This window comes from Paenibacillus sp. A3 (genome assembly GCF_001399685.1).
Lineage (GTDB): Bacteria > Bacillota > Bacilli > Paenibacillales > NBRC-103111 > Paenibacillus_G.
The window spans coordinates 84,800-103,299 of record NZ_JTHN01000029.1 but is presented as its reverse complement, the minus strand read 5'-3'; the positions used below and the strand labels follow the sequence as shown (position 1 = coordinate 103,299).

The 18,500-nt window shown below is 48.3% G+C and carries 27 protein-coding genes; 25 read left to right on the top strand and 2 right to left on the bottom strand.

The window, feature by feature from the left end:
* The first annotated feature begins 94 nt into the window (after positions 1–94).
* The 8 genes from QJ48_RS36620 to QJ48_RS38470 all read left to right on the top strand — a co-directional run bounded on the left by QJ48_RS36620 (position 95) and on the right by QJ48_RS38470 (position 3,824).
* On the top strand, positions 95–271 hold the full coding sequence (locus tag QJ48_RS36620) for a hypothetical protein (RefSeq protein WP_157261503.1): 177 nt from the start codon (positions 95–97) through the stop codon (positions 269–271).
* Positions 268–948, top strand: coding sequence for a hypothetical protein (locus QJ48_RS38480; protein ID WP_237762806.1), 681 nt, complete (start codon positions 268–270; stop codon positions 946–948). The genes QJ48_RS36620 and QJ48_RS38480 overlap by 4 nt, the downstream gene beginning before the upstream one ends.
* On the top strand, positions 923–1,210 hold the full coding sequence (locus QJ48_RS04260) for a hypothetical protein (protein WP_157261502.1): 288 nt from the start codon (positions 923–925) through the stop codon (positions 1,208–1,210). The genes QJ48_RS38480 and QJ48_RS04260 overlap by 26 nt, the downstream gene beginning before the upstream one ends.
* 298 nt (positions 1,211–1,508) lie before the next feature.
* Positions 1,509–2,138 carry an ASCH/PUA domain-containing protein gene (locus QJ48_RS38475; protein WP_237762805.1) on the top strand — a complete coding sequence of 210 codons (630 nt, stop codon included), beginning with the start codon at positions 1,509–1,511 and terminating at the stop codon, positions 2,136–2,138.
* Positions 2,139–2,149: 11 nt separating this feature from the next.
* Positions 2,150–2,356, top strand: coding sequence for a hypothetical protein (locus QJ48_RS04240; RefSeq protein ID WP_054972403.1), 207 nt, complete (start codon positions 2,150–2,152; stop codon positions 2,354–2,356).
* 178 nt (positions 2,357–2,534) lie between these two features.
* Positions 2,535–2,813 carry a hypothetical protein gene (locus QJ48_RS04235; RefSeq protein ID WP_054972402.1) on the top strand — a complete coding sequence of 93 codons (279 nt, stop codon included), beginning with the start codon at positions 2,535–2,537 and terminating at the stop codon, positions 2,811–2,813.
* Between the two features lie 177 nt (positions 2,814–2,990).
* Positions 2,991–3,332 (top strand): hypothetical protein, encoded by a 342-nt coding sequence (locus QJ48_RS04230; RefSeq protein WP_063858011.1) that lies wholly within the window; start codon positions 2,991–2,993, stop codon positions 3,330–3,332.
* Between the two features lie 33 nt (positions 3,333–3,365).
* Positions 3,366–3,824, top strand: coding sequence for a hypothetical protein (locus QJ48_RS38470; protein ID WP_237762804.1), 459 nt, complete (start codon positions 3,366–3,368; stop codon positions 3,822–3,824).
* 356 nt (positions 3,825–4,180) lie between these two features.
* On the opposite strand, the gene QJ48_RS36615 is transcribed toward QJ48_RS38470, so the two are convergent.
* A complete protein-coding gene (locus QJ48_RS36615) occupies positions 4,181–4,570 on the bottom strand; it encodes a hypothetical protein (protein ID WP_157261501.1) in 390 nt (129 codons plus the stop codon).
* A 214-nt stretch (positions 4,571–4,784) separates the two neighbouring features.
* Here QJ48_RS36615 and QJ48_RS04220 point away from each other — a divergent pair, with 214 nt between their 5' ends.
* Positions 4,785–5,288 carry a sigma-70 family RNA polymerase sigma factor gene (locus QJ48_RS04220; RefSeq protein ID WP_063858010.1) on the top strand — a complete coding sequence of 168 codons (504 nt, stop codon included), beginning with the start codon at positions 4,785–4,787 and terminating at the stop codon, positions 5,286–5,288.
* 14 nt (positions 5,289–5,302) lie between these two features.
* On the opposite strand, the gene QJ48_RS36610 is transcribed toward QJ48_RS04220, so the two are convergent.
* A complete protein-coding gene (locus QJ48_RS36610; RefSeq protein ID WP_157261500.1) occupies positions 5,303–5,461 on the bottom strand; it encodes a hypothetical protein in 159 nt (52 codons plus the stop codon).
* A 223-nt stretch (positions 5,462–5,684) separates the two neighbouring features.
* Between QJ48_RS36610 and QJ48_RS04215 the strand changes: the two genes are divergently transcribed.
* The 16 genes from QJ48_RS04215 to QJ48_RS04145 all read left to right on the top strand — a co-directional run bounded on the left by QJ48_RS04215 (position 5,685) and on the right by QJ48_RS04145 (position 18,478).
* Positions 5,685–6,587 (top strand): hypothetical protein, encoded by a 903-nt coding sequence (locus tag QJ48_RS04215; protein ID WP_054972400.1) that lies wholly within the window; start codon positions 5,685–5,687, stop codon positions 6,585–6,587.
* Positions 6,580–7,173 (top strand): hypothetical protein, encoded by a 594-nt coding sequence (locus QJ48_RS04210; protein ID WP_054972399.1) that lies wholly within the window; start codon positions 6,580–6,582, stop codon positions 7,171–7,173. The genes QJ48_RS04215 and QJ48_RS04210 overlap by 8 nt, the downstream gene beginning before the upstream one ends.
* Before the next feature lie 72 nt (positions 7,174–7,245).
* The gene (locus QJ48_RS04205; RefSeq protein WP_054972398.1) at positions 7,246–7,509 is read left to right on the top strand and encodes a hypothetical protein; all 264 of its coding nucleotides are present in this window, start codon (positions 7,246–7,248) and stop codon (positions 7,507–7,509) included.
* Between the two features lie 38 nt (positions 7,510–7,547).
* On the top strand, positions 7,548–8,090 hold the full coding sequence (locus tag QJ48_RS04200) for a ParB N-terminal domain-containing protein (RefSeq protein ID WP_054972397.1): 543 nt from the start codon (positions 7,548–7,550) through the stop codon (positions 8,088–8,090).
* Positions 8,087–8,344: a DNA cytosine methyltransferase gene (locus tag QJ48_RS39325; RefSeq protein WP_054972396.1), complete on the top strand. Its 258-nt coding sequence runs from the start codon at positions 8,087–8,089 to the stop codon at positions 8,342–8,344. The genes QJ48_RS04200 and QJ48_RS39325 overlap by 4 nt, the downstream gene beginning before the upstream one ends.
* 56 nt (positions 8,345–8,400) lie before the next feature.
* Positions 8,401–8,685 (top strand): DNA cytosine methyltransferase, encoded by a 285-nt coding sequence (locus QJ48_RS39320; RefSeq protein WP_054972395.1) that lies wholly within the window; start codon positions 8,401–8,403, stop codon positions 8,683–8,685.
* 65 nt (positions 8,686–8,750) lie between these two features.
* Entirely contained in the window at positions 8,751–9,983 is a 1,233-nt protein-coding gene (locus QJ48_RS04185) for a DNA methyltransferase (RefSeq protein ID WP_237762802.1), read from the top strand.
* Between the two features lie 131 nt (positions 9,984–10,114).
* Positions 10,115–10,330 carry a hypothetical protein gene (locus QJ48_RS04180; protein WP_054972393.1) on the top strand — a complete coding sequence of 72 codons (216 nt, stop codon included), beginning with the start codon at positions 10,115–10,117 and terminating at the stop codon, positions 10,328–10,330.
* Between the two features lie 40 nt (positions 10,331–10,370).
* Entirely contained in the window at positions 10,371–11,270 is a 900-nt protein-coding gene (gene terS, locus QJ48_RS04175; RefSeq protein ID WP_054972392.1) for a phage terminase small subunit, read from the top strand.
* A complete protein-coding gene (locus QJ48_RS04170; protein WP_054972391.1) occupies positions 11,254–12,537 on the top strand; it encodes a PBSX family phage terminase large subunit in 1,284 nt (427 codons plus the stop codon). The genes terS and QJ48_RS04170 overlap by 17 nt, the downstream gene beginning before the upstream one ends.
* Positions 12,538–12,589: 52 nt before the next feature.
* On the top strand, positions 12,590–13,099 hold the full coding sequence (locus QJ48_RS04165) for a hypothetical protein (protein WP_054972390.1): 510 nt from the start codon (positions 12,590–12,592) through the stop codon (positions 13,097–13,099).
* A 39-nt stretch (positions 13,100–13,138) separates the two neighbouring features.
* Positions 13,139–14,689, top strand: a complete 1,551-nt coding sequence (locus QJ48_RS35545; protein WP_202813823.1) for a DUF1073 domain-containing protein — start codon at positions 13,139–13,141, stop codon at positions 14,687–14,689.
* Positions 14,634–15,395 carry a phage minor head protein gene (locus QJ48_RS04160; protein ID WP_193394397.1) on the top strand — a complete coding sequence of 254 codons (762 nt, stop codon included), beginning with the start codon at positions 14,634–14,636 and terminating at the stop codon, positions 15,393–15,395. Before QJ48_RS35545 ends, QJ48_RS04160 begins: the two co-directional genes overlap by 56 nt.
* A 216-nt stretch (positions 15,396–15,611) precedes the next feature.
* Positions 15,612–16,916 carry a DUF2213 domain-containing protein gene (locus QJ48_RS04155; protein ID WP_063858016.1) on the top strand — a complete coding sequence of 435 codons (1,305 nt, stop codon included), beginning with the start codon at positions 15,612–15,614 and terminating at the stop codon, positions 16,914–16,916.
* A 26-nt stretch (positions 16,917–16,942) separates the two neighbouring features.
* Positions 16,943–17,458, top strand: a complete 516-nt coding sequence (locus QJ48_RS04150; RefSeq protein WP_054972387.1) for a hypothetical protein — start codon at positions 16,943–16,945, stop codon at positions 17,456–17,458.
* Positions 17,459–17,473: 15 nt separating this feature from the next.
* Positions 17,474–18,478 carry a DUF2184 domain-containing protein gene (locus QJ48_RS04145; RefSeq protein ID WP_054972386.1) on the top strand — a complete coding sequence of 335 codons (1,005 nt, stop codon included), beginning with the start codon at positions 17,474–17,476 and terminating at the stop codon, positions 18,476–18,478.
* The last annotated feature ends 22 nt before the right edge of the window (positions 18,479–18,500 follow it).

Sequence of the window (18,500 nt, the reverse complement as noted above, 5' to 3'; positions counted from 1 at the left end):
ACATGCACGAAGGGCTGTCCTATAAACTCAGGAGCAAGTTTACCTATTGTATAGCTTGCCACAAACGACTATTCCGCCTAGGAGGGGAACAGGGATGAGCCAATATAAGTTTCCACGCCAGAAGGATAAAAAAGGCGGTTGGACCATTGATATTAAATTTCTTAAGCGAGTTGAAAGTGTGATGGAACAAAATGGATTTGCGCCGACGTGGGAGGGCATAGAACTGGTGCTGCTAGCGCTTGAAAAGCTTGAGGGCGGAGGGAACGTATGAGCCAACGCATGGAAGAGCCCAAAACGCTGGGCGAATGCTGGTCCATTTTCGAGAAATTTGGATTCACGAAACCAAGGATTCCGCTTGACGAATCGCTTTTCCCGAATGCTCGGCTCTTGGTCCGAATGCACAATGCTCATTTGGACGAGATCGAACGCCTCACCAGAGAGAGAGATGCCTTGCAATTGGCTGTCACTGAGTATGAATTTTGGATCAAGAATATCGGCAATCCAGCTAAGAAAGCCAATTCAGCCATGCGTGAGGCGCTGGAATGGTACGAGGACGATGCCAACTGGCGTGGCATTCTAACGGGATCGTCAAACATTCATATTGATGGAGGACAGCGCGCCCGATCGGTCCTAGCAAAGATAGACAAGAAAGAATCGGAGACGGTTACGCTGCGGCCGGAGGTCCGTTGGTTCGCGGAACAGATGGAGCTTGTGCTACAGCAAAACGATCACAAGGGCGGCTGGACGGACTGCGAATGGGAATATCTTATTTCCCGAACGCATGAGGAATTCCACGAATTGCGAGCAAGCCTTGAAGTTGGCGATGCCCCGGAAGCTATTATTAGAGAAGCTGCGGACGTTGCGAATTTCGCTATGATGCTTGCAGATATTCATCGGATAGACAAGAAAGAAGGTGAAAGCCGTGATAAACCGATTGAGTCTCCTTGAAGAAGCATACGCAGAAGAGTGCGAAGTGGCATACGAGGACATGCAAGAACTCCTGATGCTGGCACGGAAGATGTACGAAGATCTGGAACAGCTTATCGAGGTCTATCATCAACGGCAGCGGTCCGCAACCACGATTCTGGACGATCCAAATACCCGAATGGAGCAGCGGACCCGGGTACATGGGAAAAAGGAAGTCTACCGGGATATTTTGCTTGAGCTGAACAGAATTTTGCCGATCAATGGGGAAGGTGATGGAGGTTGAAGGCCTTAACCCCAGCCGAGAACATCAAAGCGTTGCCAGCGGGGACCAAAGTCACTTTGATCACGCATAGCATCTTCGGAAAGCCGGTAGAGTCTCAGGTTACAACAATGGGAGAAATCAGGCAGCATGGTTATTACACACCAGGGGGAGGTTGGGGATTATATCCCTGCCGCCTCCCCGGATACCAAAATATCGAATGTTGGGAAGTCGCGGTCCGGGAGCGACGGAAACGAAATCCATTTTGGATCAAGATCGGGTACACGCTCAAGGGTTACAGACTTGGATGGGAGGATAAGCCATGAATCGAGTTCATGAAGTAAAGACACTTCCGCAATATTTTGAACCTGCAGCAACCGGGATCAAGAAGTTCACGATTCGAAAGAACGACCGAAATTACCAAGTAGGAGACACCCTATTCAAACGTGAATGGGAAACGGATACAGGAGTGTATACAGGCCGGGAAGCAGCATTCACGATCACTTATATAACTGACTACGGTCAGACTCCAGGACAGATTGTGTTGGGAATCGAACTGCAGCGCGTCCGGGACTGGAACAAGGTGGCTGACGGCCAACAAGCAATAATTGACGTTCTGAACAGCCTCGAAGTGATAGACCAGGAAGGCGGCGACCACGCATATATCCTTGTGGCTGACAATAAGGAAAACCGGCAAAAGCTGCGGTCCGTGGGGGTGACGGATGAACAGATCACGGAGGCCGGAGACGACGGGGAGAGTTTCTGCCTTCTGGCTCTGGCGTTCAATAACGACTTGGCGGACGCTTACGAGAAAGGTAAGTTCTTGAATTGGGGGCCGATCGATGACGAGTTGCGCCATCGGGTCCTTGAGGGGAGGGGCACCGCGGAAGATGCCTGCCGGCTACTCAAAGCACTGGAGCCGGATTTATTCGGATCACAAGAAACTGAATAGGAGGGGCGGCAATGAATGACGATCGGCTTGTTGGTCTGATAGCATTGTTAGCTATCACAATTATGTGCGTATCTCCTTTCGTCGGAGTCATATGTGCATACAAATTGAAAGGTGACGGTGCTGCAATGGCTCTATCTGGGGCGCTTACAAGCATCCTTGGCTTTATGGCTGCCGTGATATTTGTTTTGTGGGCTAGCCAATTCGTGAACGCAGGATGAATACAGAAATACAAGGAATAGGCGGAGGCGTACCTAATTGAACAACGATCTAAAGTCTGGATGCGGCTGCTTATTGGTTTTTGTTGGAATTGGCCTTTTGTTATTCTTCCCCAAAATCTTAGAGCTTATTGAGAAGCTGATCGATAAGCTCTAATCAAAATGAATGGGAGGGCTGAACGTGGCAATCGAAGCACATAAATGCAATCAACCAGGATGTAAGGGTTTCGTCGTATTCGAAAATGCTGATTTCGACTTCGATGACATCCAAACCGACGAAAAATACGGATGCTATGCTTTCGCAAGACCAGCTTGCAGCGAATGCGGAACCGAATTTTTGGTCATCCCGCATTACATCGTGGCCGAAGTGAAGGACAAAGACTTCGGGGAGATCGAGGAACTGGAATCGGCTTGCATTACCGAGTTTGAACGGCGCCGGCGTGAGCTGCGGAAAGTTTGAATATAGACTACGGGAATCGGCGGTGAATGGCATGAAGGTGCTGCTGTACTTCAAAGGTGAAGATTCGCCCATCGAGTTGGAAATTCGGAGTTTCGGGGATATAGATGATCATGTTCGAGACATCCGGAATTTAATTCGTATTGAAGTGGTTTAGAAAACATTGGGAGGTATCATTGCGTGAAAAATTGGAGCAAACCAGTTGATGTGAGTGATGTGCAATTGGCCTTTGGTGGGGATATGAAGAAACTGCTGCCGCCGATGAGCGATATTCCAAGGGAGTTTCAAGACGGACATACTAAGTGGAATGACCTCGTTGGAAAATGGTTTCTTAGGGGACTCAATAAACTTAATGTTACCCCACGTGCAGGTGTCGACGGAAAGAAGGCGCTGCGGCACATCAAAGCTATTTTAGGATCATGGGAACCAAAGCATGAACATAAAGAAGCCGGTTGTGCATATCTCATGAGCCTGTTTTTCGAAGACGAATTCACATTTGAAGTGGCGGAACGAGAAGTGTGATTCGGAAATAAAAGAAGATTGGAGTGAGCCGAAATGTTTGACGTCAGGGAACACATTACTAGCAGCAATCCACACACGAAACACGATGTGATCGATGAATGGATCGAGCGCGCGGAACGGCTGATTTCAATAGAGCAGACTCTTAAGCGGCAGTTAACTGAAGCTGAAAAGCAAACCTTGTGTTGGTTGGCCACTTATGAGACGTCGACGGTGGACAACATACAGCGGATATTTGATGATCTGATCGAGAGTAGGAAAGCCGGCGAAATAACGATGAGCCAGATCAAGCAAGAAGGAGCAGCCCCTGAGACTATCTCTTACCAGAAGCATCATACTGGTAATTTTGTTGTCAGGCACGGAGGTCAAGAAATCATTGTATTGAAAGATGCGTTTTCAAAAATCACCGGCGTCAGTCCCGAGGCAACATTAGGAAGTGTAGAAGCAGACCGCATGCAGCTTAAAAAACTTGGTTTCAAAGTGGGAGGGAATTGAGCATTGTGGAATATCGGCGACAAGGTTAAATGGAGTAGCCAGGCACAAAAAGTGAAAAGGAGAAGCGCGGAACGGTGCATGCAGTTGTTCCCGGCCTAAAAAATGCTCGAATGTTCCTTCCGCAGGATTGCGGGCATCGCAAAGAAAATTTGACGCGATGATTGCGAACTACGACAGGTATATCATCGCCGTACCGCGAAGCGGTAAGTCCGAGTTGGTGGACTACTATTGCCCGCACCAGAACCTGCTGGGAGCGGCTGACGAATAGCACGTGAAGAAACCCACGCTCTTAAAAACGTGGGTTTCTCACCAATCTGACAATGTCTATAAAAATAGACATCCCAATTTTCTCAAAACTAATTTTGAATGACAAAGTAACCGGTGTCCGATCCCGTGAAATCTGAATTACTGTACGTTTTTAGAGAGACCCTGATTGGTGTGTTTCTTGGCAAAGCATCTTTCATCCCTTGGGATAAATAAAAGTTTCCATATGTTTTTCCCGCTGGGTAAGAGGTTGAAACAGTGTAATGAAAACCGTTGCTTGCCGAAAGAAACAGCTCTGCTTCATTATCCGAGGACGATTGGTTCCAGCCAAAAAAATCCGGGGCGTTGGAAATATAAGCGGGATTGCTAGATGTCCCTTTTGGAAAAATTAGGCTCGGTGCGGCAAACGCTGCCGTTGAAAAACTTAGAGCGAGAATGATTGAAAGAACCGTCATCAGTAGGGAACGTTTTGGGAGTTTCATCTTAAAACACCTCCGTTTTTTTGTGCCCATGTTTATTTGAAAGCTGGCCAGCTATTCAAAATGTATTTCATCAACTAAACCATAACACAATGTATAAAATATGTAAAATAAAGAAAATTTTATATTTTTTTCATGGCGATTGGGGAGACTTTAACGAAATCAAGTCGAAGCGAGCATCGATCGAATCGTTGCCAAGCAGCAGTAACCAATATGCATGACAGCGGAGGTGCAAAGGATGAGTCTACATGACTTACTGCTAGAATACCGCAAGGCGAGGAAGGATCTCATATCTTTGTACAATCGAACGGCAGACAAAGAAGACCGCTCGTTGATTTCGGAGATGATCAGCGATTGCGAGTTTGTAGAGCAGTGGCTTGAGAGCGGCCGCATGCCGGGGAGCCGAAGAGGTATTGATCGGCGTTCAGTACACCAGCGAACAAAGGTTTGGGACCCTTCTTGGATGGAGCAGTTGATTACCAGGCCGGCGGGGCCGGATCGGGAGTTGACTGAAGAAGAACGGTTTAAGCTTAACGATGCGATGTGCAATCTCTCCGAAAGGGAACGGCAATGCTTTGTTCTGCATGTAGCCTTCCGGTTCTCAATGAGGCAGATTGCAGAGGAGTTGGATTTGAAGAAGAGGACCGTTCAGACAAACATCGAGCGGGCCAAGCAGAAAATCGAAGAAAATAAATTGAGCAGCCTATTCCTTGTGGGGTAGGCTGCTTCTTTTAATCACTTCCAATTGGTGAGGCCGGAAAGAGAATGTTCAAGGGCAAGTGGTAATCCATGAAATATGACCCAGTAACCAAAAGCCACGACGCCAGCAAATAAGATTGTTTTCGTAAAAAAGGTACTTAGTTGCTTCTTCCTGATCCAATCAGCGGTACCCATTCGAAACCTCCTTTTTTTGTAGTACACTTGCCAACATATAGTGACAATAAAAAATGAGGCCCGGGGATGCTTTCCCACAAGGCCTAGGTCAATTGTAATATATTTGGTAAAAAAACACAATAAATTTCATCATGGCTTTGCTTTTTTTGCCATTTTTCTATTCATAATGCAGGAATATTCTCCCTTTTTGTCGAATAACTAGGCAAAAAGGAGGGTATAGAAATTGCCAACAAAAATTAAGAACTTTTATGCGTATCAAATCGATTTACATTACCTGAAGGGAAGACATCAAGTTGACGCGGTTAAGTGGGATGTAACGATCGTTGCACAACTAATCGACCATATTTATAACTTGTCGGATGATCAAAAAACACAACGGTTTCATGACTCTTGGTTAATCTACTTGGATCATTTCTCAAATGAAATGAACTATTTGTTTGGGCGCTTTGCATATGCTGAGTATGGAACAACAGGAGAATTAATCCATGCCGACAATTTGAGACGTCGTCCAAATCCAAAAAACCTAAGGGAAGGAGAAACACTGTACACCTATTTTTTAATACGCAAGAGTGATGGCTTGTTCTTGTTGCAATCACATTCAAAATTGAACAGGCCGCGTGTTGAAGAATATTTAGAACAATTTGGGGAACCAATTATTCGCCACAGTCAGTTAACCTATATCCAAATCTGCACCCTCTTAGATAGTTCGTTTTTTGATAATATTCAAGCGTTGAATTCGGTTAATAAGGTCTCAATAGAGGTTACTACGGCGCAGGCCGCTGCAGACGAAAATGCTGCTGTTCAGTTACTTCAATCAGAAGCAGATCGTATGGATGCCACCACAGTAAAACTGGACTTCTCTGCAAAATTTAGAAGAAGCGGCTTAGCAGGAGCGGTTCCTTTTATCCGAAGCTACAAAGACAAACCAGGAGTAACTAAAATTGTAGTCAAAGGGAAACTAGCTGGAGCTGAAAAGGTAATTCGCATGGATGAATCACAAGAAAAGTATAAAAGAAGGGTAGAAGTTGATGGAACAGGGCAACCAACATTACGTTCTGTGGAAACTGTATTAAGTCAAATTGCCCAAGCCAGAGCTCCACTAAGGAGAGAGGACGACGATGCGTAAATTAAAAGCGTTCTATAAGGCGAATAACTTCCCTATAGTGACGTTTAGAAGGTACTGGAAAGATGCGTCGATTTCGGAGTTGATTGTCGATCTGTTCTTTCCGGTGGTATTAGCAGCAGTCCTATTGTACTTCACCTCATTTACAGCAGATAAACTGTCTGTGTTGATTGAGAAATTTCAACAGGTTAGTGGACAGGTTATTGCAGCGATCTCAATATTGGCCGGATTTAATATCGCTAGTATCACGATTCTTTCGACAATAACCGGAGGACCAGCAAGAAAGCTAAAGGAAACGAAAACAAGTGACGGTAAGCTAAGGCTTTTTGATACCGTAGTTTGTTTCTTTACTTGGGCTGTTATTATCCAGCTCATTGTTGTATTTTCAAGCATCATTCTTTATTATATTGGTTCATTTATTCCTGAACCTTTGAAGAAATGGCCGATCTATTGGTGGGCATGGGGACTTGCGGGTTTATGGCTAGTTATCGCAATACATTCAATACTGCTTTCAATAAGGAATATGAAGACCCTTTACTTATATTTAACGTATAAAGAAACGGAAAACACTTCAACTCCACAAAAATAAATGGGTCCAATGCTTTTTCATTTGCACAAAAACCAACTCAACACAACGGAGAGTACTTAGAGGGGGAGTTACGTGAAAAAAATCGATATGGTTCGGGAACTTTTTCAAAAATCAAAAGAAGTAAGCGGGCATTATACTAGGTTTTATGGGGATAGGGTGGAAACACAGCATTTTTCCGGGCTAACCGTTTTCATCGAGGGCGATAATCTTGTACTTGCAAACATGAAGAAACAACAACCGCTGATAGAAGAAGTTTTCGAAGAAGTGAACGATAGCACCATTGTACTTTCTACACGAGATGAAGAAGGACCAATTAAATATATACTTTACGTATAAGCACCTTTGGGTGCTTTTTCTTTTGGGAGGAGATCTGTATGAACATCCAAACTGTCCCGATAGAACTGATCAACCCTGCCACGTATAACCCACGGATTGATCTGCAGCCGGGCGATCCGGCATATGAAAAACTGAAGCGATCGATCGAGGAGTTCGGTTACATCGACCCGATCGTCTGGAATGAACGGACCGGGAATATGGTCGGCGGCCATCAACGGTATAAGATCCTCGTGAACGAGCAGGGCCGGACGGAGATCGAGGTGTCCGTGGTCGATATGGACCCGGAGCAGGAGAAGCTGCTGAATATCGCGCTAAATAAAGTCGAGGGCGGTTGGGATGACGAAGCGCTGGCCCGTCTGCTTGCTGAGCTTCAGACCAGCGGAGCTGACATGTCTCTTTCCGGTTTCGACTCGGGGGAGATCGACCGCATGATCGATGACTTTCGGGAACTCCCGGAGGATCAACTCGGGGATTTCGAGAATCGCGAGCTGGATACGGCCGAGTTCGACGAGGATCACTTTAGCTGTAAATGCCCGCGTTGCGGCTTCCTGTTCGATTCTACGGGTGGGGATGCAACATGAGGCCCGAATGGGATTGGAGCCTGAAAGATCTTGACCGGGTGCCGAATAATGACCGCAAGGTGTTTAGCTGCTTCTCCTGCGGCGGTGGCTCTACCATGGGATACAAGTTGGCGGGGTACACCGTTCTCGGTAATGTGGAGATCGATCCCCAAATGATGCGGATATACCGGCATAACCATGATCCGCGGTTCTCCTTTCTGATGCCGATCCAGCAGTTCAAGGAGATACCGAACGGTGAGTTGCCCCGGCTATAAAGACCAGTGGGATAACTTATCGAAGGTGGCTGAAAAGGCGGCCGAAAGATACGAACATGGGGGACGTTACAAAGAGGGAAGAAGGGAAGGAAAGCAACTTTAACACGATGATCATTAAAGATCAGAAGGTGCCGAATACCCTCGTGAGCTCTTCTGTTTATATTCGAGCTGACCAGCCCCATCATATTAGTGAAATAGATATGATCCGCATGCAAACATTCCCGCGGGACTATGATTTCTTGGATGCGGGTGTTCAGTATGTTTGCGGAATGAGCGTTCCGCCGCTCATGATGAAGAGAATAGCGGCTGAGATCAATAAGCAATGGTTTGAGAAAGGGTGAGTCATGTGAGGATCGAAACGATAACCGTTGATGCGCTACGGCCAAACGGATGGAACCCAAACGAAATGGACGATCATCGTTATCGTTCCTTGGTCGAAAGTATCCGGCTCCATGGTGTACTGCAGCCGATTCTTGTCCGACCGGATATGACCATCATAAAAGGAGAGAAGCGCTGGCGCGCGGCTGTAGATGCCGGACTGCAGGAGCTTGTATGTGTCGTCGTTGAGACGAGCCAAGAGGAATCCAAACTTCTGACCGTCAGCCTGAGCAATCTCCGCGGCCGTACAAACGAGGAAATGCTTGCTTCGCTACTGGAAGAGTTGACGGCGCACTTCTCCATCGAAGAGATCTCGGTTCAAACCGGATTTACGATCGACGAGCTGGACAATTTGCTGCAGGGGCTTCCGGTTGACACGGAAGTTGATCCCCTGGTAACAGAAGATGACTTCGACGTGCAGCGAGCGCTGGATGAGATCCAAGAACCCGAGACGCGCCGCGGGGATGTGTGGCAGCTTGGTCGGCATATTCTTATGTGCGGTGACGCTACTGACCGGGACGATGTCCAACGGCTCATGGACGGCACCAAGGCCGCGCTTGTGGTGACTGACCCGCCGTACAACGTGGCGGTTGAGAGCGATTCGGCGAGACTGGCCGCGGACGGCCGGGGGAAGATAATGAACGATGACATGCCGGCTGAGGAATTCGCCGGCTTTTTGAATTCCATTTTTTCGAACTATGCCGCCATCATGAACCCGGCTGCCGCGATATACGTATTCCATCCTTCCTCCTATCAGCGGCAGTTCGAGGATAGCATGAATGCAGCCGGTATCGTTGTTCGGACCCAATGCATCTGGGTAAAGAACGCTTTTACTTTCGGATTCGCTCAATACAAATACAAGCACGAGCCTGTGTTCTATGCTCATTTGCGGAGGGAGGCTCCGGCCTGGTACGGCGACCGCAAGCAAACGACAGTTTGGCGGTCCGGGTTGCCTGTAGAGCAGCCGCAGCCGGAAACGGTTTGGGAGGTATCCCGAGGCGATGTAACCAAGTATGTCCATCCTACGCAAAAGCCGCTCGAGCTCCTGGCGATCCCGATCAGGAACAGCAGCCGGTCCGGCGATATCGTCGTGGATTTCTTCGGCGGCAGCGGTTCAACGCTTATGACCTGCGAGCAGATGGGCCGGATATGCCGGACGCTGGAGCTTGACCCGATATTCTGCGACGTCATTAAGAAGAGATTCTATGAAGGGACTGGCATAGAGCCGGTTTTATTGTCCCGGTCCGGGAGCACGGAATAGAAAAAGGAGGCGCGCTAACGCCTCCGTCCTCAGGGTATCCCCCGACTGAGATAGCGGCCCGCCGCGCGCGGCATTTTGCAGACATCCGCTATCTCGTTTTCCATAATAAAGGAAAGTCGAGGGATACAGCAATGGGAACAAGCAACGAACACGATATTTTATTACAACATGAGCTTGCGGTAATGGAAGGAATACTCGAATCCAAAGCTCAATACCGGAAAATCATCAAGGCGAGCATAGCCAAGTGGGTAAAGGACTTTCAGGATGGCCGCATCGAGTTCCGGACGGTTGATGACCTGAAAAAGCTAATCGAAATAGACATTGAATTGCAGAAAGACGAGTTCTGAGAGGAGCTCGTTTTTCTGTTGGGGGTGGTGAGCGTGTAGTATGGGGAAAGAACGTGACCCAAATCGTGACCGCGCGGCAGAGATATGGCGAGAGCATGATGGCAAAATAACAAATCGACAGATCGCAGAAATGCTTGGTGTCGATGAAAAGAAAATCGCCGTATGGAAACAACGAGATAAAGAACTATGGAGTGTTGTACAACAAGGGAATAACGATGTTGTACAACACTCTGAATCCAGTGTTGTACAACGTAAAAAGATCGGTGCCCCAAAGGGAAACAAAAACGCCGTAGGTAATAAAGGCGGGGCTCCGAAGGGCAACCAGAACGCAATGGGGAATCGCGGCGGCCCCGGCGGCCCGCTCGGAAATAAGAAGGCCGTAACGACCGGAGAATACGAAGCGATATGGCTTGATGCGCTGCAGCCTGACGAGCAGGAGCTGATAGCGCAGGTCACTACGGACCCTATCCAGCAGGCGGACGAAGCAATAACTCTGCTAAGCATTAGGGAGCGCCGCATGCTGCAGCGCATTCAAAGCCTTATGGAAGGATTAACGGAGAAAGAGCGCCGGGTGCTGTGGGAATTGAAAGAAATCAAGGACGCCGTACCGGTTCGTGACGACAAGTCGGGGGTCACGAAAACGGTCCCTGTTACCCGAACCGAATTGGTGGAGTCGCAGATCGAGGAGAAAGAGTACCGGAAGATCGACGATATCATCAAACTCGAAGAAGCTCTGACCCGCGTCCAGGACAAGAAGCTGAAGGCAATCGAGTTGAAGAACCGGTTCATGGATGAAGAAAAGCAGCTTAAGCTAGAAAAGTATCGGCACGAGCTAAATATTTTGAAAAACGGCCGCGATCCTGAAATGCAGGACGATGGTTTCCTTGATGCTCTAAAGGGAATGACGGCCGAGGTGTGGGACGATGAAACTGAAGCTTAAGCCGCCTACCTTTCGCTGGTCGCCATTCTCCAAAAAGCAACTTAAGGTTCTCACCTGGTGGATGCCGGAGAGTCCACACCGGGACAAGTCTGCTTTGATCTGCGACGGATCGGTCCGAGCCGGTAAAACTGTCGCTATGTCGTTCAGTTACATTTGTTGGGCCATGGATACCTTTGTTAATGAACAATTGGGGATGGCCGGGAAAACGATAGGCGCGCTCCGTCGGAATGTGATCGGTCCGTTAAAACGTATGCTACGCAGCCGCGGTTATTTCGTACACGACAACCGGACGGAAAATGTATTGACGATTACGCGCGGTCTTGTGACAAATTATATCTTTCTGTTCGGCGGTAAGGACGAGCGCAGTCAAGACTTGATTCAGGGGATCACGCTCGCAGGCATGTTTTTCGATGAAGTTGCCCTAATGCCTCAATCGTTTGTCAACCAGGCTACGGCGCGCTGCTCGATCGATGATTCTAAACTTTGGTTCAACTGTAACCCTGCCGGGCCTTACCACTGGTTCAAAGTGGAATGGATCGATCAGTTGAAAAAAAGAAATGCGCTTCATCTACATTTCGTTATGGATGATAACCCGAGCCTGTCGAAAGAACGCAAAGAGTTTTATCGGAACATGTTCAGTGGTATATTTTACAAGCGTTTCGTCCTCGGGCTGTGGGTACTGGCCGAAGGCATTATTTACGATATGTGGGATGACGAGGAAAACACCTTTGATGATGAGGATTTAATCCCCGGCTTTAAAATGACGGCGCGGCGTTACATTGCGATCGACTACGGGACAAGTAACCCGATGGTCTTTTTGGATATATGGGACGACGGCGATGTTTGCTGGATTTTGAACGAGTATTATTACAGTGGCAAGGAGAAAGGCGTCCAGAAGGAAGATAGCCAGTATGCCGATGACTTTGAGGCATTTGTAGGGGTGGACGACATCCCAATTTACACAATTCTAGATCCCTCCGCGGCGAGCTTTAAGGCGGCTCTTAGGAATAGAGGGTACCGTGTCAAAGACGCCGATAACGACGTCGAGGACGGTATCCGTAATGTTCAAACCATGATGGTCAAACGGAAACTTCGTGTCCATCGTAGAAATTGTCCAAATTTCCTCAAGGAACGCGCGAGTTATGTTTGGGATGAAAAAGCCGGGCAAAAAGGGAAAGAAAAACCTTTAAAATTAGTGGACCATGCAATGGATGCGGCCAGGTATTTTGTTAAGACGATCATTAAGCCAAGAAGACTAGCGGCATGACAAAGGAAATTGTTACCTCCTGTCGAATTATTTTCGTCGGGAGGGATGATCGATGAGTAAGGGATCGTTAATTAAGATGTTGCTTCAGGCTGTATCGGGAAGGATACGACAAGCCGCTCATAATGAATTAGAAGATTATGGAGAGCGTGGTATTGTAAGAAGTTCAATAGCCGTTACAGGTACATTTAATGCCCTTGCAATTGAGATGAAGTCCGAACTGACAAAACTGTTGGATGATTTGGCTCTGACGAGGCTAAATCGAAGAAAACTCAATGAATTAAAAGAGGAAATACATTGTTTTATAATTAAGGAATTTGAGGATCATAAGCGATATCTCCAACAAATCAATGTCTTGTCGTCAGGTCAACTCAACTTCGAGGATTTTATCCAAAAAACAACTGATGGGGTTACATCTTCTATTGAGTTGAAAATGTTGATTATGGACAAAGTGATTGTTGAGAAAAGAATAAAAGTCATTTGGGACATCGGAAAAATCCTCATAACTGCTGCAATTGGCGGTTTTATAGGCGCATATATAAAGAATTTCCTTGGGGCACCTTAGAGGTGCTTTTTTTAATGCCCTGAGAAAGGAGGGAGCAATTTGAGCAGACGAAGCCGATCAAAGCGTCGGGTTGTTCAAGATAGCAAGAAGCCCGGGCCAAAGATGCCCGCAACAAAGATGCCGCTGGGACTGACAACGGATGCGTTTCAAAACGTCCTCGCGCGCCTGGGTCATGGCACGCCGAATTTGCTGGAGGGGACGGAATACCCTCTGACACGGCTTACGCAAAACTATCAGCTTATGAACAGCTTGTACCGCAGCCATTGGATCGTTCGGCGCATCATCGATACCATTCCTGAGGACATGACACGGAACTGGATCACGATAACAACGCAGATGGCGCCGGATGAAATACGGCGGCTCGACAAGATTTGGCGTGTCAGAAAGGTTAAACAGAAGACCTTGCAGGGGTTGAAGTGGGCCCGGCTTTACGGCGGGGCTGTGGGTTTAGCCATGATCGAAGGGCATCAAGATATTCTGGACCAACCGCTTGATTTCGATATGATCATGCCCGGGTCGTTCAAGGGGGTAATGATTCTGGATCGCTGGTCTGGCGTGTATCCAAGTTCCGAATTGGTTGATGATATCGATGATACAGAGTTTGGGCTACCGAAATTCTATCAGGTAACCATGGACGAAGGCCAGACGATGAATGTTCACCACAGTCGTATTGTTCGATTCATCGGCCGAGAACTGCCGTATTGGGAAAAGCTTGCCGAGGTCAGTTGGGGCGCATCGGAAATAGAGGTTGTGTTCGATGAACTGAAAAAGCGCGACAATACGAGTTGGAACATCGCCCAACTCATCTTTCTGGCGAACCTGCGTGTGCTGAAGATGGGGGATCTGGGTGAATTGCTTGCTATCGGTGATCCGAAAGCTCAGGCGGACTTGTACAACACTCTCCAAGCGCAAAACATGCTCATGAGCAACATGGGAATGTATCTGCTGGGTAAAGACGATGATTTCGCTACGCACCAATACTCGTTCGGCGGCCTAAACGACATCTACGAGAGTTTTATGCTGGACATTGCAGGGGCCTGTCAGATGCCGGTTACGAAACTGTTCGGCCGTGCGCCGGCCGGGATGAATGCAACCGGGGAAAGCGATATGGAGAACTATTACGAAACTGTTCAGCAGGCCCAGGAGACGTATCTTGCGCCAGTTCTCGACAAGTTGCTGCCGATCATGTGTATGTCGGAGTTCGGTGCCGTGCCCGACGATATCGATTATATCTTCAACCCTATCCGTACTCCAAGTGATAAAGATGTGGCGGAGCTGGTTGAAAAGAAAACGAATTCGATTATCAACTTGTACAGTGCAGGTATCATCGGGCAGAAAACCTCCTTGAAAGAGCTCAAGCAGATGAGTGATTCGACAGGCATGTTCACGAACATCACTGACGAGGATATAGAAGAAGCAGACGACAGTACGCACCCGGGCGAATTGCTTCCCGAGGGGGATTTAGACTATGGCGGATATATGGGCTCCGAAAAGACGGATCGAGCGGGCATACAAACGAGCATTGCTAGCCGTGATGCGAAAACTAGCAAAATTATTAGCTGGTTTAGACAATCCTTTTCAAATCGTTAAGCGTATCCGCGCCTTCGCATATAGCAAGGAAATGGACGACTATGCTCTTGCAACAGCGTCACGGATGGTTACACACCTTTTTACAGACGCGGGGCGTACTTGGCGGCAGGCTGCCCGTAGGAACAGTCAAGGCCGTCTGATCAACGAAGCATTGCGAAAAGAACTTCAGGGGTCTATAAACGGCGCGGTCCGCCATCAAATTGAACGAAATGCGACGATCATTAAATCCCTCCCGCTCGATGTTTCGAAGTTGGTTACGGAACATATTTTGGCGGAGAGCATGAAGGGTGTCCGAGCTATCGATATAGCGGAGCAAATCAAGGAACTGTTCCCGGAGAAATCGAATGCAAGGGCGGAGTTGATTGCGCGCACTGAGACAAGCAAGACATCCACCGCACTCACGCGGGCCCGAAGCGAGAATCTGGGAGTGGGTTGGTACGTTTGGCGAACTTCTGAGGATTCACGCGTACGGGACTCACATGCGTTAATGAACGGCGTGCTGGTCAGATGGAGCGACCCACCAAGCCCGGAGCAGTTTGACGGCGAAAAGCGCACATATGGGCATTATCATGCTGGCGAAATATTTTATTGTCGCTGCTATGGGGAGCCCGTCATCGATCGGGATTTGATCGTATGGCCAGCAAAGGTGTATTACGCCGGCCGGATACAGAGAATGACCCGTAAGCAGTTTGAATCGATTATGTGAGGTGAGTCCAATCAAAAAGCGGCTTGTTATTGAAATTGATGTCGTCAACGGAGATTTTGAAATGACAAACGAGGACGGTCTTACTCACTTTGAGGTAGTCGGGTTACTGGAATACGCCAAAATGATTAACACACAGGATTGGTTGAAACGAGAGGACGATCGGAAGTCCACATAATGGGCTTCTTTTTTTATTGCCTGAAGGGAGGTGATGAAACGATGAGGGCATACTACGGTTCAAGATTCAGCCCCAACATGACGGCGACGCCAGAGGGATTTCTGATCTGTCACAACGTTCCGATCGCTCGTACCGGCTGGTACGAATATCTGGGGGAAGAGATCGGTGCGGAGCCCGGTAAGATTGTCCGGGTGTATCGCAGCCCCGAGGAGGTATTCAGCCCGGCGGCTATGGCGAGTTTTGAGGGGAAAATACTTTCCGACGAGCATCCCCCTGAATTGGTCACACCGGATAACGCCACTCGGTATGCGAAGGGTGCTGTCCAGAACGTCCGGCAAGGATCAGGGACCGATAGTGATCTGCTGCTAGCCGATCTGGTCGTATACGATCAAATGATGATCGATGAGATCCAAGAAGGCAAGAGGGAAGTATCCTGCGGGTATGACTGCATGTATGAGGCTATGGAAGATGGCACATATCAGCAGAAGCACATTTGCGGTAACCATGTGGCTGTTGTCAAAAAAGGCCGCGCCGGTGACCGCGTTGCTATACAAGATTCAAAAACTCAAAAAATGGAAGGAGCAAAAGGAATGTCAAAAAAAATTGCTTTGCCCAAGAAAAAACTAGATCGTGTCACGGACTGGTTAGCTGCGATCGGTTTCAAACATTTTGCAATCGATGCAGAACCTGAAGATATCAAAGAGGCTGTTGACGCACTGGCCGAGGAAAGGAATTCTGCGGCCGATGATGGCGGGGACGAGCCGGCAACGAAAAAAGGTGCTGCTTCGGATGAAGGGGCTGCCGAGACCGAAAAAAAGGAAACCTCCGATAATCAGGACCCGGCTATTCAAGCATTGGCTCAGCAGGTCGCAAAACTGACCGAACTTGTCACACGGCTGACGGAAAACGAAACAAAAGAAGCAAGTCCGGAAGACGTCATTGATGCAGAGATCGCAAGATTGGAAGGCGAGCAGGCTGCTGATGACGAGGAGGAAAGCCATACCGTTCCGGTCGAGCATATGGACGAGGAAGGTCCTGTTACCGATCCGGAAGACCGCCCAAAAAGCGCTCTAACGGGAGACAATGCATATAAGATTGCTGCCCTTCGAGCCATTAAGCCGGTCATAGCACTAATTCCCGATCCTGCAGAACGCAAACGTGCTGCTGATGCGGCAATTGCAAGTTTCAAAGGCAAGCCTGCAAAAAATACGTATGCAACGATTGAGAAAAATCGGAAGAAGCCTGCTGCTAATGATTCGTCGAAGCAGTCGGCAGCCGTTGATCATTCGAAACTCGGCCGTGAGATTGCGAAGAAATACAACCCGCATTACAAAGAGCGGGCTTAACTAATTTAATGAAGGGATGATTAACTATGCCAGGTTCAGTAATTGGAAAATCTCTAAATCTCGGATATCCCGGCAATGTCTCTCGTCTTGCTGATGCGATCATCGACAACCGTCTGGTGAAGGCGACGGACACCGCGAACGTTAATTTCGGAGATGCAGTATTACTCAATCCGGACAACACATATTCCAAGTTCGGTGCCTCGGGCACGGCGGCAGCTTTTGCCGGCATTGCGGTGCGCGAAGTGAAGCAGACAACAGATTATTATTCGTCTCAAGGATTCTATTCGCCTGGGCAGCCGTGCGACGTCTTGACCCGCGGCTCCGCGACGATCGTTTGTAACGTAGGCACGCCGTCTGCCGGTGGCGCCGTATATATCCGCATCGCTACAAATGCTGCCTTCCCTGGTGGGGTGATTGGCGGTTTCGAGGCAGCTGCAGACGGCACCAATACGATTCTGGTTCCAGGGGCAAAGTGGACCACCGGCAAACTGGACGCTAACCGGGTGGCAGAAGTCACACTGACGCAGCGGAACAATCCATAATAGGGGGATAACAACATGAATTTAGGACAACGAGTGCACACTGTCCCTGTCGTAGGCGGCGGGCTGATTCCAACAAACGACGCGGCAATTAGCGGGGGAATGGCTTTCTTAACCGGGGAGCTTGAGAAACGCGACCCTCGTCTTCTTGAACCCCTGTCATCGGTAACATGGATGCGGGATATCGTGAGTAAAACCGGTGGCGGATGGGTCGATTTTACTTCGAACCAGTTCATTGATTACGCCACAACAGGCGGTAATGAGAACGGGATTATCGGCGGCGCCACGAACGATATTCCGATCATCCAAGCAAATACGAGCAAAGACCTGTATAAGGTATTCGTTTTTGCTAATATCCTCAAGGTGCCATTTGTGGATCAGCAGAAACTCCAAAACATCGGACATAATCTTGATGAAATTTTGGACAAGGGTATTCGAACGAACTATAACAAGTCAATCGACAATATTGTTTATACCGGGGTACCAGCAGCTAGCGTTTACGGGTTGGTGAACAACCCTTATATTACTGCGGCTGCCGTACCTGCCGGAGCGGATGGCAAAACTCAATGGGCATTCAAAACGCCAGATGAAATACTGAACGATATCAACCAAGTGATGACAGCTACTTGGGCGGATTCGGAATATGATCTGACTGGTATGGCGAATCACATTCTCATTCCGCCTATCCAATATACGTACATCACCAGCACGAAAGTAAGTATGGCTGCGGACAAGTCGATCCTTCAGTACCTTTTGGATAATAATATCGGAAAAAACCAAGGGGTGGATCTGGCGATTGTTCCATCGCGCTGGTGCACTGGTGCCGGTATTGGCGGCAAGGATCGGATGGTTGCATACGTGAACGACGAAGACCGCGTGAATTTCGATTTGACCGTTCCGCTCAGCCGTGTCATGACGCAACCCAATGTAACTGCGATGAGCTATCTTACGGCTTATGCTGCACAAATCGGGCAAGTCAAAGTCCTGTATACGCAATGTGCTCGGTACGCTGACGGCATCTAAGAAAAGACATCCAAGGAGGATA